This window comes from Sorangium sp. So ce367 (assembly GCF_051520455.1).
Lineage (GTDB): Bacteria > Myxococcota_A > Polyangia > Polyangiales > Polyangiaceae > Sorangium > Sorangium cellulosum_B.
In genome coordinates, this window is record NZ_CP150334.1 from 3,381,972 (window position 1) to 3,397,343 (window position 15,372).

Genomic DNA, 15,372 nt, shown 5'->3' on the forward strand with positions numbered 1-15,372 from the left:
GCGTGACGGCGACGGGGGCGCCGCCGCGCCGGCCCGGCGGCTCGATGTGGCTCGCTCGCACACAGGCGCTGGCTCGACCTTTGAAAAGGCCTCCGCCTCAGCGCGGAGGATCATGGAGCGTCGGGGCAGGGGCTGGATCGATCTTCGTGGCGGGCGCAGGGGCCGCGGCGGCGGCGCGCGGCGGCGCGCTCGCGCAGATCGCACGCCTGCGCGCGATCTGCACGGGCCCGCCGGGATCGCGCGGGTGCGCGCGGAGGTGGCCGGCCTCTTCGGAGACGCTGCGCGCGCCGCGCGCATCGAGCGCGACCTCGCGGCGATCCCCGGCGTCGTGTCCGCGCGGGCGAGCGCGCGCACCGGGCGGGTGCTCGTGCGCGTGGGGGAGGACGCGGCCGATGAGGCCGCGCTCGTGCTTGGCGCCCACGCCGTGCCCGGCGCCCCGCCGCCGCCGTCCGCGCGCCGCGCCGTGCGGGCCATGGCCGAGGGCGTGGGCGCGCTCGTGCGCGCGGCGCGCCGCTGCGCGCGCCCCCGCGAGGGCGCGGCGGGCGAGGACGAGCGCCGCGCGTGGCAGGCGCGGGCCTGGGGGAGCCAGGTCGCGCCGGCCGGGCAGGGTGGAGGCGCGCCGACCGGGCAGGGTGGAGGCGCGCCGACCGGGCAGGGTGGAGGCGCGCCGACCGGGCAGGGTGGAGGCGCGCCGGCCGGGCAGGGGGGAGGCGAGCGCGCCCGCCGCGTCGACGTGGCGCTCTGCGCCCACGCGGAGGACGCGGGCGAGGTCGCCCGCGCGCTCGGCGTCGATCCGCGCGAGGGGCTCACCGCCGCCGAGGCGCGCCGCCGCCTCCGCGCGGTCGGCCCGAACGAGCTCGCCGGCGTCGCGACCCGCTCGTCGATCGAGATCCTCGCCGGGCAGATCTTCACGGTGCCCACGGCGATGCTCCTCGGCGCGGCGGGCGTGTCGCTCGCGCTCGGCGACACGATCGACGCAGGCGCCGTCCTCCTCGTCGTCGGCGCGAACGCCGCGATCGGCACGTACACGGAGTCGCGCGCCGAGGAGCTCCTGCACGCGTGGGGCGACCTCCGCGTCGGGTGGGCGCGCGTCGTGCGCGACGGGCGCGAGCAGCGGCTCGCCGCGTCGGAGATCGTGCCGGGCGACGTGCTCGCGCTGCGCGCCGGCGAGCCGGTCGCGGCGGACGCGCGCGTCCTGACCTCGCGCGCCCTCGCCGCCGACGAGAGCACGTTGACCGGCGAGAGCGAGCCCGCCGAGAAGTGCGCCGCGAGGGTCGACGGCGGCGCGCCGCTCGCCGAGCGCCGCGGCATGGTGTACGCGGGCACCACGATCGCCTCGGGCGAGGGGGCGGCGGTGGTCGTCGCGACCGGCCGGTGGACCGCGCTCGGGGACATCCAGCGCGCGCTCTCCCGCGAGTCCGAGCGCACCCCGCCGCTCGAGCAGGAGCTCGCCTGGATCGGCCGGCGCCTCGCGACCTTCGCGCTCGCGAGCTCGTCGGCGGTGATGGTCGTCGGCCTCGCGCGCCGGAGGCCGCTCCGCGCGCTCTTGCGAAGCGCCGTCGCGCTCGGCGTCGCGGCCATCCCCGAGGGGTTCCCCACCGTGGGCACCACGGCGCTCGCGCTCGCGAGCCGCCGCCTGCGCGGCTCCGGCATCGTGATCCGCCGCCTCGCCGCGGCCGAGACGCTCGGCGCGGTGAGCGTCGTCTGCGCCGACAAGACCGGCACGCTCACCGAGAACCGGATGCAGGTGGCCGAGATCTTCCTCCCCGGCGAGGGCGCCCTGCGGGTGGAGCGCGCCGCGCGCCGGGGCGGCGGCGCGGGGCCTGGGCGCGGGATCGCGCTGATCGGCGAGGACGGGCGCGAGGTCGACGCCGCCGCCCCGCGCGTGCACGCGCTCGCGCGCATCGCCGCCCTCAACGCCGACGTCGAGCTGAGCGAGGCGGGCAAGGTCGTCCAGGGCAGCGGCACCGAGCGCGCCCTTGTGGAGTTCGCGCTCGCCGCCGGCTACCCCGTGTCGGCGCGGCGCCTCGCGGCGCGGCGCGTGAGCGAGGCGCGGCGCTCGGCCGAGCGGGCGTTCATGGTGACGGTCCACGACCACCCGGAGCTCGGGCACATCGAGCTCGTGAAGGGCGCGCCCGAGCAGGTCGTCGCGCGCTGCGACGCGCCGCCGCGGCGCGAGGGGGCCGGCGACGAGCGCGGCGAGGTGCTCCGGCACAACGACGCGATGGCCTCGCGGGGGCTGCGCGTGCTCGCGCTCGCGTGGCGGCAGAACGGCCGGCCGGACAACGACGCTCCGCTCGAGTTCGCCGGCCTCATCGGCCTCCGCGACCCGCCGCGCCCCGGCGTGCGGGAGGCGCTCGAGGCCCTCTCCGGCGCCGGCATCCGCACCCTGATGCTCACGGGCGACCAGGAGCGGACCGCGCGCGCGATCGGCGTCGAGCTCGGCATCCCGCCGGACGCCGTGCACAGCCGGGTCACCCCGGAGGCCAAGCTCGACATCGTGCGGGCGCTCCAGCAGGGCGGCGCGATCGTGGCGATGACGGGCGACGGCGTGAACGACGGGCCCGCGCTCAAGGCGGCCGACGTCGGCGTGGCCATGGGCAAGCGCGGCACGGACATCGCGCGGGCCGTGGCCGACGTGGTCCTCGCCGAGGACGATCTGCCGAGCCTCACCGAGGCGGTCCGCGAGGGGCGGCGGCTGCACGACAACGTCCGCCGGGCGATCGCCTACTTCGTCGCGACGAACGCGAGCGAGGTCCTCACGATGCTGGTCGGCGCCCTCTGCGGCGCCTCGCCGCTCACGCCGCTGCAGCTGCTCTGGATCAACCTGCTCACCGACGTGGCGCCGGCGCTCGCGCTCGCGCTCGAGCCGGCCGAGGCCGGCGTCATGCGGCGCCCCCCGCGCGACCCTGCGGCGCGGCTGCTCGGCGCGGCCGATCTCCGCGCGCTGGGCGTGGACGCGGCCGCGATGTCCGGCGCGTCGCTGTCGGCGTACGCGCTCGGCGGACGGGCCACCGCGGGGACGAGGGCGTTCACGGCGCTGGTGACCGCGCAGCTGCTCCACATCCTGGCCTGCCGCGCCGGCGCCGGGGAGGGCGCAGCGGCGGCCGTGCTCCGCCGGGACAGCCCGCACGTGGCCCGCGCGCTCGCCGCGACGTCCGCGCTCCAGGCGCTCGCGCTCGGCTCCGGGTCCCTGGGCCGCCTGCTGGGGGCGCAGCGCCTCCGCGCCGGGGAGATCGCGCTCGCCGTGGCCGTGGGCGCGCTGCCCGCGCTGCTTCGCGGTCCTCTGGGGCGCTCCGCGAGCGCTGGCCGCGAGATCGTGATCGTCAACGGCAGGCGCGCGGAATCGGAGTCGGAAGCGGAATCGGAGTCGGAGTCGAAGTCGGAAGCGGAATCGGCGTCAGAAGCGGAATCGGACGCGTCAGCCGAAGCGGAAGCAGCAGGCGCGAGAGCGGAAGCGGAAACGGACCAGGGCGCAGGCGAGGATGCGGGGGCGGCCGCGAGACGCAAGCAAGGCGTGCGCGCCGCGCGCGTCGCCGGGCTGCGCAAGGGAGACATGGCATCATGAAGTTCCATCCACCGTCGTTCGCCCTGGGGGTCGGCACGGCCGTCCTCCTGATGGGCAAGAAGCAGCACCTCCGGCCGGTGGTCGTCGAGATCGCGGCGCTCGGGCTCCACCTGGGCAGGCTGGGCGTCGGCTTGCTCGAGCGCCAGCGGGAGCACGTCGAGGATCTCTTCGCCGAAATCGCCGAGCGGGTGCGCCACAAGGCTGCGGGCGGGGCGCGCGGCGAGCGGGCTGCGCGCAAGAGCAACGGCGCCTCGGAGCTCCACGGCGAGCCGTCGTCATGATGTCGCCGGCGGTCCTCGTCGTCCACGCTCTGGAGCGGCGCGTCCGCCTGCGCGCGCCGGCGCTGGCCGGCCATCGTCGGGTGTGCGAGCGGATCGCGGAGCAGCTCGCGGCCGATCCGGCCTGCGAGGTCGTCTCGATCCGTCCGATGACGGGCTCGGTGATCGTCGAGCGCTCCGAGGGCGGGCTCGATCCGGAGCGGCTCCGCGCCCGGCTCGCCGGGCTGGTCGACGGGGCCCGCGAGGACGACGGCCACCCGCTCGGCGCGCCGCGGCCCGAGGGGCATCCTGGTCCGACGCGCGTCGCCCGCGCGGTCGCGCACGCCTTTGCCGGGATCAACGCCGATGTGCGCGAGGCGATGGATTACCGCGCGGATCTCGGCACCATCTTGCCGGTCGTCTTCGCGGCCGCGGGGCTCGCCGAGGTCGGGGCCACGCGCAGGCTGCCTGTGCCGGCCTGGTTCAACCTGCTCTGGTGGTCGCTCCGGTGGTTCATGACGTTCAACCCCGGGGCGATCTCGGAGGAGCTGAACAGCGGCGGCGGGGCGCAGGGCCAGCCGGGCGTCGCGGGCGAGGGGCCCGGCGAGGCGGGTCCAGTCTGCGACGATCTCTAGAGCGGCGGGCACCCGCTTCGGATACGGGCCCACCTCGGCGTTTTCGGTGCTCAGCGCACCGGAGTGCGCTTGCGCGCCGAAAACGCCGATCTGGGCCCGTCTCCTGTGCGGGTGGCCGCCGCTCTGCACGTGGCAGAGGTGGGCGGAAACCGCTGTAGAAAGGCATGTCCGCTCCGCGGACGCACCGCCTCGGGGCGCTCCGGGAGCGGCCGAAGGCGGGCCTATCGGCGCGGCGCGCTGGGGCAGCGCTCGGCGGGAGATGCCCCCGCGCGCGGGGAGGGCAGGAGAGCGTGGGACGAGGGCATTCCGCCGGCGGGGCCAGGATTCTCGGCGTTCAGCTCGCCTCGGACATCGCCTTGCGATCGCGGCGTGAGCGTGTCGGCGCGCTTTCGAGCCCGTGGCGCCGCATGTCGACCCCGACGTAAAGCGGCGATGTATCACAATGGCTCGGGAATAGATTGAACCTTGGTGGCCGGGCGCGTACCTTCCTGGTCCGGATCGTAAGCCCCGGAAGCAGAGGGGAACACGTTGATGGCGCGACTGCAATTCCCGGTGTGGCTAGGCTTGACTGTTGCATCGCTCGCCGTGTCTCCGGGCTGTAGCTGTGGCAGTCCCGACGTGTCCGTGCCTGGGGCCGGGTCGGGGGGTGAGGGTCTCGGGGGGGCTGGCGGGGCCGGTGCAGGCGATCCTGTGGCTTCGGCGGGCGGGGGTGGGGCAGGTGGGCGTCCCGAGGTGGGGGATCGGGGCATCGCCGCGGGCGAGATGGTCAGCGCGGGGAAGGTCGTGAGGAGCCCGAGCTATCGCATGGTCTTCACGCTCGGTCAGCCGACGCAGAATCAGGGAAAGACGACCTCACCGAGTTACCGCGTGCAGGGCGGTCTGGTCGGGGCGAACGGGAGCGTGCCATGAACGGGATGGGACGGCGTGTCCTCGCGATGGGTGTTTTTCTCGCCGCCTCCGTCGGCCTCGTGCGCGGCGCCGCCGCCGCCGTGCCGATGCAGATCTCGCATCAAGGGCGGCTCTTCACGGCCAACGGCGAGCCGGTCAATGACGTCCTCTCGGTGACGTTCGCCATCTACGCCGCCGAGGACGACGACGAGCCGCTCTGGAGCGAGGAGATCGCGCTCTCGTTCGACGAAGGCTTTTTCTCCACCGTGCTCGACTTCACCGAGGAGCAATCCGCGAAGGTCTTTGACGGCTCGGTTCGCTACATCGGAATCACGGTCGGGGACGATCAGGAGATGGAGCCCCGCGCTTCGATCGGGAGCGTCCCGTACGCGATGGTCGCGAACAACGCTGTTGGTGAGATCACGCCGAAGCTGGTGAAGATCGGCGGCAGGGTCGTCATCGACGAGAGCGGCAACTGGGTGGGCAACTCGAGCGGAATCGCGGGTCCCATGGGACCGCCGGGTCCGACAGGGCCCCAGGGGCCGAAGGGGCCGGAGGGACCGACAGGGCCCCAGGGGCCGAAGGGGCCAGAGGGGCCGACGGGGCCCGTGGGCGCGACAGGGCCCGAGGGGCCGGCGGGGCCGACGGGGCCGGCTGGCCTGCCCGGCGAGAGGGGACCGATGGGGCCCGAGGGGCCAATGGGGCCCCAGGGACCGATGGGGCCCGAGGGGCCGATGGGGCCCCAGGGACCGATGGGGCCCGAGGGGCCGATGGGGCCCGAGGGACCGATGGGACCCGAAGGACCGATGGGACCCGAGGGCCCAATGGGACCCGAGGGACCGACCGGGCCAGTGGGCGCGACAGGGCCTCAGGGGCCGACGGGTGTGGTCGCGACGATCGCGATTGCGGGCAACGTTGCTCCCCTTTTTGATGGTGGCAGCGCCGCGTATGTCTTCGTCGGCCCCCCGGGGTCGGTGACCATCACCGGCAGCCAGCGCGTGACCGGATCGGCCTCTGCGCCGCTCGGGCTGCGGGCGTCCAGCGCTGCGTTCGTCGCCCCGCTCGGCCTCTGTTACCAGCGGCGCGGCGGCACCGGCGAGCTCGTCAACTTCTTCGGCGGCACCTTCGCGAGCCACTACTTCACGCCGACCCGCACGACCTACTCGGTCTCTGCCACGACGGTGCTGCCAGAGGGCGAATGGAATGTCGGCATGTGCCTCCGCAATGAGGGGACCAGCCCGATCCAGGGATCGACCTCGTCGACCGGCAACGGCATGGTGAACGGCTGGTTCATCGTCACGAACGACTGAGGGCGAGCCCGCCGTCTGGGTTCGTGCACCTACCTCTGCTCTGATGAAGTCGGCAGGCCCCGTGCGGGGGCATCCGTCGCGGGGCGCGGCGAGGGCCGGTGTTGGTTCTGCTCTCGGGAGGGCAGCCGGCCCCGTGGGGGAGTGTCCGTCGCGGGGCCGGGCGGCTCGGTGCAACCTCCCGAGCCACCCGGAGCCGCTCTTCGCCGCGCTAGCGCTTCAGGTCACCTGAGCGCCACCGGGCTCCGCGCGAGGTACTCGTCGTAGGACAGGGTCCGCAGATCCTCGATCCTCTTCGCGCGCATCGCCCCGATGACCGCCCGCGCCAGCTGGAGGTCCGTGAGGAGCGGGATGTTCGCGTCGACAGCGCGCCGCCGGATCAGGTAGCCGTCCGGACGGCCGAGCTGGTCGTACTCGCGGGGGATGTTGATCACGAGATCCACCTTCCCCTGCTCGATGGCGCTCATCGCCGTCTCCCCCTCGTCGGGCTGCTTCGCGAGGCTCGTGCACTCGAGCCCGAGCGCCCGGAGCGCCTCGGCCGTGCCCGGCGTCGCGAAGATGGGGAGCTTCAGGTGCTCGGCGATGACGCGGGCCTCGTCGGCGAACCAGTACTTGTCCTCGAGCGGCCCGAGCGAGAGCAGCACACCCTTCTTGGGGAACCTGAAGCCGGTCGCGAGCAGCGAGTGCAGGAGCGCCTCGTGCATGTCGTCGCCGAAGCAGCCGACCTCGCCGGTGCTCGCCATCTCGACGCCGAGCATCGGATCGGCCCCCACGAGGCGCGAGAACGAGAACATCGGCGCCTTCACCCCGACGTAATCGAGGTCGAGCCCGCGGTTCTCGACCGGCTGCGACACGCCGAGCATCCTGCGCATCGCCTCCCGGACGAAGTTGTTCCCCGTGACCTTCGACACGAAGGGGAAGCTCCGCGACGCGCGCAGGTTGCACTCGATCACCTTGACCGTGTTGTGCTTGGCCAAGAACTGCATGTTGAACGGCCCGGTGATCGAGAGCGACCGCGCCACCTGCTGGGCGATCTGCTTGATCCTGCGGATCGTCGCGATGTAGAGCGACTGCGGGGGCAGGACGAGCGTCGCGTCGCCGCTGTGGACGCCGGCGTTCTCGATGTGCTCGCTGATCGCCCAGAGGATGATCTCCCCGCGATCGGCGACCGCGTCGATCTCCACCTCGCGGGCGTGGGTCTCGAACTTGGACACGACGACGGGGTAGGTGGGGGAGACGGCCTTGGCCCGGGCGAGGATGCGATCGAGCTCGTTGGGCTCGTGCGCCACGCTCATGGCCGCGCCGCTCAGCACGTAGCTCGGCCGGACGAGGACGGGGAAGCCGCCGAGCTTGTTCACGATCTCGCCCGCCTGGCCCGCGTCGACGACGTGCGCCCAGCGCGGCTGGTCGATCTCCAGCCGGTCGAGCAGATCGCTGAACTTCTTCCGGTCCTCGGCGGTGTCGATGCTCCCCGGGCTCGTGCCGAGGATGCGCGCCCCCGCCTCGTGCAGCCGGAGCGCCAGGTTGTTCGGGACCTGCCCGCCCATGCTGACCACGATGCCGTAGGGCTGCTCCCGCTCGTAGATGTCGAGCACCGTCTCGAAGCTGATCTCGTCGAAGACCAGCTTGTCGCACGTGTCGTAGTCAGTGCTGACCGTCTCCGGGTTGTAGTTCAGCATCATGGTCTCGTAGCCGAGCTCCGAGGCCGCGCGGATCGCGTTGACGCAGCACCAGTCGAACTCGACGCTCGATCCGATGCGGTAGGCGCCGGAGCCGAGCACCATGATCTTCTTCCGCCAGGACGGCGCGACGTCCGTGGCCGACGCGTGGTAGCTCGAATAGAGGTAGTTCGTCTCGGCGGGGAACTCGGCCGCGAGCGTGTCGATCTGCGCGAGGTGCGGCACGACGCCGTGCCGCTTCCTCGCCTCCCGGATCGAGCCCCGCGGCGCGCCGGTCAGCGTGCCGATCATCCGGTCGCTGAAGCCGAGCTGCTTCGCCTCCCGGAGCGTCGCCTCCTCGAGCGCCGGCTCCTGCGCGGCCTTGTCGGACTGCGCGGGGACGGCGACCTTGAGCGTCTTCAGATCCCGGTGCATCCGGACGATCGGCTCGATCTGGTTCAAGAACCACCGGTCGATCTTGGTGAGGTTGTGGATCTCGTCGACCGACATCCCCTCCTGGAGCGCGCGGGCCACGGCGAAGATCCGGAGCGGCGTCGCGTTCTGCAGCTCGTCGCGGAGGTCCTTGAAGGTGAACGCGTCGGGGTCGAGCCCCTTCACCCCGATGTCGAGCATGCGGAGCGCCTTCTGGATGACCTCGGGGAACGTCCTGCCGATGGCCATGACCTCGCCGACGCTCTTCATCTCGCTGCCGATCCGCATCGACGCGCCGCGGAACTTGCCGAGATCCCAGCGCGGGACCTTGCAGACGAGGTAGTCGAGCGCCGGCTCGAAGAACGCGGTCGTCCTGCGGGTGATCGCGTTGGCGATCTCCGGCATGGTGTAGCCGACGGCGATCTTCGCGGCGACGTAGGCGAGCGGGTAGCCCGTCGCCTTGCTGGCGAGGGCGCTCGACCGGGAGAGGCGCGCGTTCACCTCGATGACCCGGTAATCGGCGCTGTGCGGGTCGAGCGCGTACTGGATGTTGCACTCGCCCACGATGCCGAGGTGGCGGATCGTCTTCAGCGCGACCGAGCGGAGGAGCTGGTACTCCTCGTCGTTCAGCGTCTGCGACGGGGCGACGACGATCGACTCCCCGGTATGGATCCCCATCGGGTCGAGGTTCTCCATGTTGCAGACGGTGATGCAGTTGTCGCGCCCGTCGCGGACGACCTCGTACTCGATCTCCTTCCAGCCGCGGAGGCACTCCTCGACGAGCACCTGGGGCACGCCGCCGGCGAAGCCGCGGCGCACGGCCTCCTCGAGGTCGCGCTCGCTCTCGACGATGCCGCTGCCCTTGCCGCCGAGCGCGTAGCCGCCGCGGAGCATCACGGGGAACCCGATCTCGCGCGCCGCCGCCATGGCCTCGGCCGCCGAGCGGCAGGCGCGGCTGCGGGCGGTCTTCACGCCGATCTCGTCGAGGCGCTCGATGAAGAGCCGCCGGTCCTCGGTGTCGCGGATCGCCTTGATCGGCGTGCCGAGCACCCGCACGCCGTACTTGTCGAGGATGCCCGAATCGTGGAGCTCGAGCCCGCAGTTGAGCGCCGTCTGCCCGCCGAAGGAGAGGGCGATCGCGTCGACCTCCTCCTTCACGATGATCCGCTCGACGAACTCCGGGGTGACCGCGCAGAGGTGGATGCGGTCGGCGAGCCCCTCGCTCGTCTGGATGGTGGCGATGTTGGGGTTCACGAGGACGGTGGCGATCCCCTCTTCCTTGAGGGCCTTGATCGCCTGCGACCCCGAGTAGTCGAACTCGCCGGCCTGACCGATCTGGAGCGCGCCGGAGCCGAGCACGAGGACGCGCCGGGGTTTCTTGGGGAGATACGCGCCGTACATGGCTCAGCTCCTTCCTGCGGTGGGGGTGGCGCGGGGATCCGCGGCAGCGGTCCCCGCGGTCTTGAGTCGCGAATCGGAGGACCCCTTCATCGCGCCGCAGAGGCGGAGGAAGTCGTCGAACAGGTAGCCCGCGTCCTCGGGCCCGGGCGTCGCCTCGGGGTGGAACTGGACGCTGAAGAAGGGGCGGAGCCGCGAGCGGATGCCCTCGTTGGTGCCGTCGTTGATGTTGACGAACCAGGGCTCCCACTCGGCGGGCAGCGACTCGTGCTTCACCGCGTACCCGTGGTTCTGGCTCGTGACGTAACAGCGGCGGCTCAGGAGGTCCTGCACCGGCTGGTTCACGCCGCGGTGGCCGTACGGCAGCTTGAAGGTGTCGCCGCCGGCGGCCAGCGCGAGGATCTGGTTGCCGAGGCAGATGCCGAAGATCGGCTTCGTGTAGGTCCCGAGCAGGCCGCGCACCGCGGCGACCAGCTGGCCGAGGTCCTTGGGGTCGCCAGGGCCGTTGCCGATGAGGACGCCGTCGGCGCTCTCGGCGAGCTCGGCGATGGGCGCGTGGTAGGGGGCGCGGATGACGGTGACCCCGCGCCGCAGGAGCGAGCGGACGATGTTGTCCTTCGCGCCCGCGTCGATGAGGAGCACCTTCAGGGGGCCGCCCTCGTACGTGATGGGCTCGCGGGGCGAAACGAGGCGGAACACCTCCTCGCGCATGTCCACGGCCTCGGCCGAGCGCTTCACCCGCTCGAGGTCCATCTCGGCCGGACACAGCCAGCCCTTCATCGTCCCGACCTCCCGGAGCCGCCGCGTCAGCGTGCGCGTGTCGATCCCCGTGATCGCCGGGATGCCCTCGCTGGCGAGCCAGGCGCCGAGCGAGCGGACCGCGGCGTGGTGGCTGTAGCGCTCCACGTAGCTCTGGACCACGAGCCCTTGCACCTGGATGCGGTCGGCCTCGTAGGGCCCGTCGACGCTGCCTGCTTTGCGCGGCGCGGGCACGCCGTAGCTGCCCACGAGCGGGTACGTCATCGTCAGGATCTGGCCTCTGTACGAGGGATCCGTGAGCGTCTCGACGTACCCCGTCATGCCGGTGTTGAAGACAACCTCGCCGCTCACCGCGCGCGGGGCGCCGAAGCACCGGCCCGTCATGGTCGTCCCGTCTTCGAGTACGAGCTTCATCCGATTCGCATCCATCCTCTTTGACCGCCTGGGCCGCCGCGGCGCGGACCCTTACGCAGGAGGGGCCGTGAGCGCATGCAGCGCCGTGGGCCCATGGGGTACCAGGTCCGCGCGCACGCCGCGCGGCGGGCCGGCATCATGCTCGAGGCAAGGCGTCCAAGCACCCCCGGTCGTCGGAGCCGGTTGCTCCGGCGCTCCGTCGAGGTGGGGCAGGGCGCCCGGCGTCCCGTTCTTCCACATGCCGGGGACGCCCATTTGCCGTCCCCTCGCTCCACGTCAACCACGAACTTTCGGCCGCGCCTCCACGGCCGCTTCCGGCGGGCTTTTCGCGGCCTGCCCGGAGCGCGCGCGGTCTGCCTAGAGGGCCGGCGCGCGCTCGAGGTAGGCCCGCTCGAGCACGAGCACGTCCATCTTGGTCCGGAGGAAGCAGTCGAGCGCTTCCTTTGGGGTGCAAACGATCGGCTCGCTCGCGTTGAAGGAGGTGTTCAGGAGGACGGGCGTGCCCGTCTGCCGGCCGAACTCGCTGAGGAGCGCGTGGTAGCGCGGGTTCTCCTGGGCGGTCACCGTCTGGAGGCGCCCCGTGCCGTCGACGTGGGTCACGGCGGGAATCTCGGCGCGGCGCTCCGGCTTGATCTTGTAGACCTTGACCATGAACGGGTCCGGCGAGGTCTGCTCGAAGTAGTCGCCGACGCGCTCGAGGGGCAGCGCCGGCGCGAAGGGGCGGAACATCTCGCGGCGCTTGATCCGCTCGTTCATCGCGTCCTTGATGTCCGGCCGCCGCGGGTCGCAGAGGATGCTGCGGTTGCCGAGCGCGCGCGGGCCGTACTCCATCCGCCCCTGGAACCAGCCGACCACCTTGCCCTCGCTGATCGCCCTGGCGACGCGGGGGATCAGGTCCTCGTCGGGGAGGGTCTCGAACGCGACCTGCTCTTTCCGGAGCAGCTCGTCGATGGTCTCCTGCGAGAAGGCCGGGCCGAAGTAGCTGTGCGTCTGGTGGAAGCCGCGCGGGTTGTCGAGCTTGTGGTGGTGGACGTAGAGCGCCGCGCCGAACGCCGTGCCCGCGTCGCCGGCCGCGGGCTGGATGAAGACGTCGTCGAACAGCCCCTTCGGGCGGATCTTCCCGGCCGCCACGCTGTTGTAGGCGCAGCCGCCCGCGAGGGCGAGGCGCGGCGAGCCGGTGAGGTGCTTCGCCGTCGCGAGCAGCTCGAAGTAGACCTCCTCGAACGCCGCCTGCGTCGAGGCGGCGACCGCCATGAAGCGATCTTCCATCCCGCTCTTCGGGCTGCGGGCAGGGCCGAGCAGGTCGATCAGGCGCTCGGAGTGGATGGGGCCGTAGCGGGGCTCGCCCTCCCAGGTCATCGCGATGCCCTTCGTGTGGTGCTGGAAGTACTCGAGCCCGAGCTCGAACGCCCCGTCCTTGACGCGCACCACCTGCCGGAGCTTGTCGAGCAGATCCGGCTGGCCGTAGGCCGACAGCCCCATGACCTTGTACTCGTCGCCGAACTTGGGGAACCCGAGGTACTGCGTCAGGCCCGAGTAGAACAGCCCGAGCGAGTGGGGGAAGCCGACGTGCCGGAGGATCTCCAGCTTGTTGCCGCGGCCGCGCGCCCACATCGTGCTGACGAAGTCGCCGAAGGCGTCGATGGACAGGACCGCCGCCTCGTCGAAGCCCGAGGGGAAGAACGCGGAGGCGAGGTGCGCGCGGTGGTGCTCGACGCTGTGCGACGCGGCGCGGATGCGCTTCGGGTCGACGCCGAGCGCGGCGCCGAGGTGCACCTTCGGGTCGCTCGCGCCGAGCGAGCCCTTGAGGAGCCCCGCCGGCGAGCGCCGCGTCAGCGCGTAGAGGAGCTTGTCGCCGAGGTGCGCCCTCGTGTCGCGGCTGATCGCGATGTGATCGATGTCCTCGACCCGCGCGCCCGCGGCGCCGAGGCAGTACTCGACCGCCAGCCGCGGGAAGCCCGCGCAGTGCTTGATCCTGCTGAACCGCTCCTCCTCCGCCGCCGCGACGAGCTGGCCGTCGACGAGCAGGGCTGCCGACGCATCGCCGTGGTAGGCGTTGATCCCGAGGATGAGCATGGCTCCGCCATCTTCCGGCGCCCCCGCGCGAGGGTCAAGGTGAGCCCTCCGCCCGAGCGCGGCGTGATGGAGCGCGGGTTCGTGACGTAAATTCGCCGGCCGCGTGGCAATGCTGTGCGCTGGAGGCAATGCCGCGCGCTGCGGGCAATGCGCGGCATTGCGCGGCGCGCGATCAGATCTCCGCGAGGCGGATGGCCTCGAGGCGATCGCCCTCGTCGATGCGCTCCCGATCGGCGGGCACGAGGACGAGCGCGTCGGCCTCGGCGAAGCTCGTGACGGCGCCCGACGCCTGGTTCGCCGCGATGCGGGCGACGAGCTCGCCGCTCGAGGCGTCCAGGCGGGTGCGGAGGAACTCGGCGCGACCGGTCTGGCGCCGGAGCGCGCTGTCCGCGCGGACGATCACGCGGGGCGGCCGCGGCGCCGCGTCGCCCTGGAGCGCGCGGAGCAGCGGCACGCCGAAGAGGACGAACGTGAGCGAGGCCGAGGCCGGATTGCCTGGCAGCCCGAGCACGTGGACGACGCCGCACCGCGAGAGCTCGGCGCGCCCCACCGCGAGCGGCTTGCCCGGCTTGATGGCGACGCGCCAGAAATCGAGCGACACGCCGGCCGCCTCGAGCGCGGGGCGGACGATGTCGTGGTCGCCGACGCTCACCCCGCCGACAGTCACCACGAGATCGGACCCGCGCAGCGCCGTCGACACCGCCTCGGCGGCGCGCGCCGCGTCGTCGGGGACGAACGGCGCGATGCGGACCGCGGCGCCCGCCGCGCGCGCGGTCGCGGCGATGAAGTAGCTGTTCGACTCCGGGATCGTGCCGGCGGGGCCGGGCGAGCCGGGCGCGCGCAGCTCGTCGCCGGAGCACATCACCGTGACCACGGGGCGGCGCGCGACGAGGACGCTCGGGCGATCGAGCGCGGCCGCGAGCGCGACCTTCCCCGGGGTGAGCCGCGCTCCTCTGCGCAGCGGGACGGCGCCCTCCGCGAGGTCCGCGCCCCGGCGGCGCACCCAGGCGCCCGCCCGCGGCGCTTCCTGCAGCGTGATCTCGTCGCCGCTGCGCGCGGCGTCCTCCTGCGGCGCGATCGTGTCGGCGCCGGGCGGCAGCCGCGCGCCGGTGAAGATCCGACACGCCGTGCCCGGGTGGAGCGCCGGCAGCGGGCGGCCGGCCGCGCTCTCGCCGCGGACGGGCAGCCTGAAGGGCCCGCTGCCCGCGAGGTCGGCCGAGGCGATGGCGTAGCCGTCCATCGCGCTGTAGTCGAAGGCGGGCATCGCGTCGGCCGCCGCGATGTCCTCGGCGAGCACGCGCCCTGCCGCGTCGTCGAGCGGCACCCGCTCGGGGCCGACCGGGGCAGCGGTCGCGAGCAGTCGATCGAGCGCCTCTTCGAAGGGGATCATCCGCGCTGCTCCTCGCCCTGCACGGGCTGCGGGGGCCGGTGGTGGTGTCCGCCCTTGCCGGACGCCAGCGTGACCGCGTGCGCGAGGACGGGGCCGATGATCTGCGTGACGGCGAGCTCCACCGCCTTCGGGCTGCCGGGCAGCGCGATCACCACGAGCCCTCGCGCGACGCCGGCCGCGGCGCGCGACAGGATGGCGTTCGGCCCGATCGCGTCCCAGCTCAGGCGCCGGAACGCCTCGCCGAAGCCGTCGAGCGTCTTCTCGAAGAGCGGCGCGAGCGCCTCGAGGGTCCGGTCGCGCGGTGCGATCCCGGTCCCGCCCGTGGTGACGACCGCGTCGGCCGAGCCTGCGTCCGCGATCTGAGCGATCGCCGCGCGCAGCAGCTCGGGCTCCTCGCGGAGGACGGCGTGGGATGTCACGGAGAAGCCGGCGCGCTTCAGGAGCTCGCCGAGGAGCTGTCCGCCCTCGTCATCGTCGAGGGTGCGGGTGTCACTGAGCGTCAGCGTGGCGACGCGCACGGGGGAGCGGCTCATGCGGCAGGTTTACGCCTGTCCCCTGCGGTTGGCGAACTCTTCCCGCGGTTGACGAAC

Annotated in this window: 10 protein-coding genes; 5 read left to right on the forward strand and 5 right to left on the reverse strand. The window is 73.0% G+C overall.

Features of this window, described 5'->3' with window-relative positions:
- The first annotated feature begins 112 nt into the window (after positions 1-112).
- From WME97_RS13100 to WME97_RS13120, 5 genes are all read left to right on the forward strand, one after another.
- Positions 113-3,568 carry an HAD-IC family P-type ATPase gene (locus WME97_RS13100; protein ID WP_437552236.1) on the forward strand — a complete coding sequence of 1,152 codons (3,456 nt, stop codon included), beginning with the start codon at positions 113-115 and terminating at the stop codon, positions 3,566-3,568.
- Positions 3,565-3,849 carry a hypothetical protein gene (locus WME97_RS13105; protein WP_437552237.1) on the forward strand — a complete coding sequence of 95 codons (285 nt, stop codon included), beginning with the start codon at positions 3,565-3,567 and terminating at the stop codon, positions 3,847-3,849. The genes WME97_RS13100 and WME97_RS13105 overlap by 4 nt, the downstream gene beginning before the upstream one ends.
- Positions 3,846-4,460 (forward strand): HMA2 domain-containing protein, encoded by a 615-nt coding sequence (locus WME97_RS13110; RefSeq protein ID WP_437552238.1) that lies wholly within the window; start codon positions 3,846-3,848, stop codon positions 4,458-4,460. Before WME97_RS13105 ends, WME97_RS13110 begins: the two co-directional genes overlap by 4 nt.
- A gap of 732 nt (positions 4,461-5,192) precedes the next feature.
- The gene (locus WME97_RS13115; RefSeq protein WP_437299446.1) at positions 5,193-5,369 is read left to right on the forward strand and encodes a hypothetical protein; all 177 of its coding nucleotides are present in this window, start codon (positions 5,193-5,195) and stop codon (positions 5,367-5,369) included.
- Positions 5,366-6,658 (forward strand): collagen-like protein, encoded by a 1,293-nt coding sequence (locus WME97_RS13120; RefSeq protein ID WP_437552239.1) that lies wholly within the window; start codon positions 5,366-5,368, stop codon positions 6,656-6,658. The genes WME97_RS13115 and WME97_RS13120 overlap by 4 nt, the downstream gene beginning before the upstream one ends.
- A gap of 221 nt (positions 6,659-6,879) precedes the next feature.
- On the opposite strand, the gene carB is transcribed toward WME97_RS13120, so the two are convergent.
- The 5 genes from carB to WME97_RS13145 all read right to left on the reverse strand — a co-directional run bounded on the left by carB (position 6,880) and on the right by WME97_RS13145 (position 15,315).
- Positions 6,880-10,146 carry a carbamoyl-phosphate synthase (glutamine-hydrolyzing) large subunit gene (carB, locus tag WME97_RS13125; RefSeq protein ID WP_437552240.1) on the reverse strand — a complete coding sequence of 1,089 codons (3,267 nt, stop codon included), beginning with the start codon at positions 10,144-10,146 and terminating at the stop codon, positions 6,880-6,882.
- A gap of 3 nt (positions 10,147-10,149) precedes the next feature.
- On the reverse strand, positions 10,150-11,316 hold the full coding sequence (gene carA, locus WME97_RS13130) for a glutamine-hydrolyzing carbamoyl-phosphate synthase small subunit (RefSeq protein ID WP_437552241.1): 1,167 nt from the start codon (positions 11,314-11,316) through the stop codon (positions 10,150-10,152).
- A gap of 357 nt (positions 11,317-11,673) precedes the next feature.
- Positions 11,674-13,392, reverse strand: coding sequence for a carbamoyltransferase family protein (locus WME97_RS13135; RefSeq protein WP_437552242.1), 1,719 nt, complete (start codon positions 13,390-13,392; stop codon positions 11,674-11,676).
- A gap of 172 nt (positions 13,393-13,564) precedes the next feature.
- The gene (locus tag WME97_RS13140) at positions 13,565-14,782 is read right to left on the reverse strand and encodes a molybdopterin molybdotransferase MoeA (RefSeq protein ID WP_437552243.1); all 1,218 of its coding nucleotides are present in this window, start codon (positions 14,780-14,782) and stop codon (positions 13,565-13,567) included.
- Positions 14,779-15,315: a MogA/MoaB family molybdenum cofactor biosynthesis protein gene (locus WME97_RS13145; RefSeq protein ID WP_437552244.1), complete on the reverse strand. Its 537-nt coding sequence runs from the start codon at positions 15,313-15,315 to the stop codon at positions 14,779-14,781. Before WME97_RS13145 ends, WME97_RS13140 begins: the two co-directional genes overlap by 4 nt.
- Positions 15,316-15,372: the final 57 nt, after the last annotated feature.

Excerpts from the sequence above, each read along its gene's own strand:
- WME97_RS13100 (WP_437552236.1), top strand. The coding sequence starts at position 113 with ATGGAGCGTCGGGGCAGGGGCTGGATCGATCTTCGTGGCGGGCGCAGG.
- WME97_RS13105 (WP_437552237.1), top strand. The coding sequence starts at position 3,565 with ATGAAGTTCCATCCACCGTCGTTCGCCCTGGGGGTCGGCACGGCCGTC.
- WME97_RS13110 (WP_437552238.1), top strand. The coding sequence starts at position 3,846 with ATGATGTCGCCGGCGGTCCTCGTCGTCCACGCTCTGGAGCGGCGCGTC.
- WME97_RS13120 (WP_437552239.1), top strand. The coding sequence starts at position 5,366 with ATGAACGGGATGGGACGGCGTGTCCTCGCGATGGGTGTTTTTCTCGCC.
- carB (WP_437552240.1), bottom strand. The coding sequence starts at position 10,146 with ATGTACGGCGCGTATCTCCCCAAGAAACCCCGGCGCGTCCTCGTGCTC.
- carA (WP_437552241.1), bottom strand. The coding sequence starts at position 11,316 with ATGAAGCTCGTACTCGAAGACGGGACGACCATGACGGGCCGGTGCTTC.
- WME97_RS13135 (WP_437552242.1), bottom strand. The coding sequence starts at position 13,392 with ATGCTCATCCTCGGGATCAACGCCTACCACGGCGATGCGTCGGCAGCC.
- WME97_RS13140 (WP_437552243.1), bottom strand. The coding sequence starts at position 14,782 with ATGATCCCCTTCGAAGAGGCGCTCGATCGACTGCTCGCGACCGCTGCC.
- WME97_RS13145 (WP_437552244.1), bottom strand. The coding sequence starts at position 15,315 with ATGAGCCGCTCCCCCGTGCGCGTCGCCACGCTGACGCTCAGTGACACC.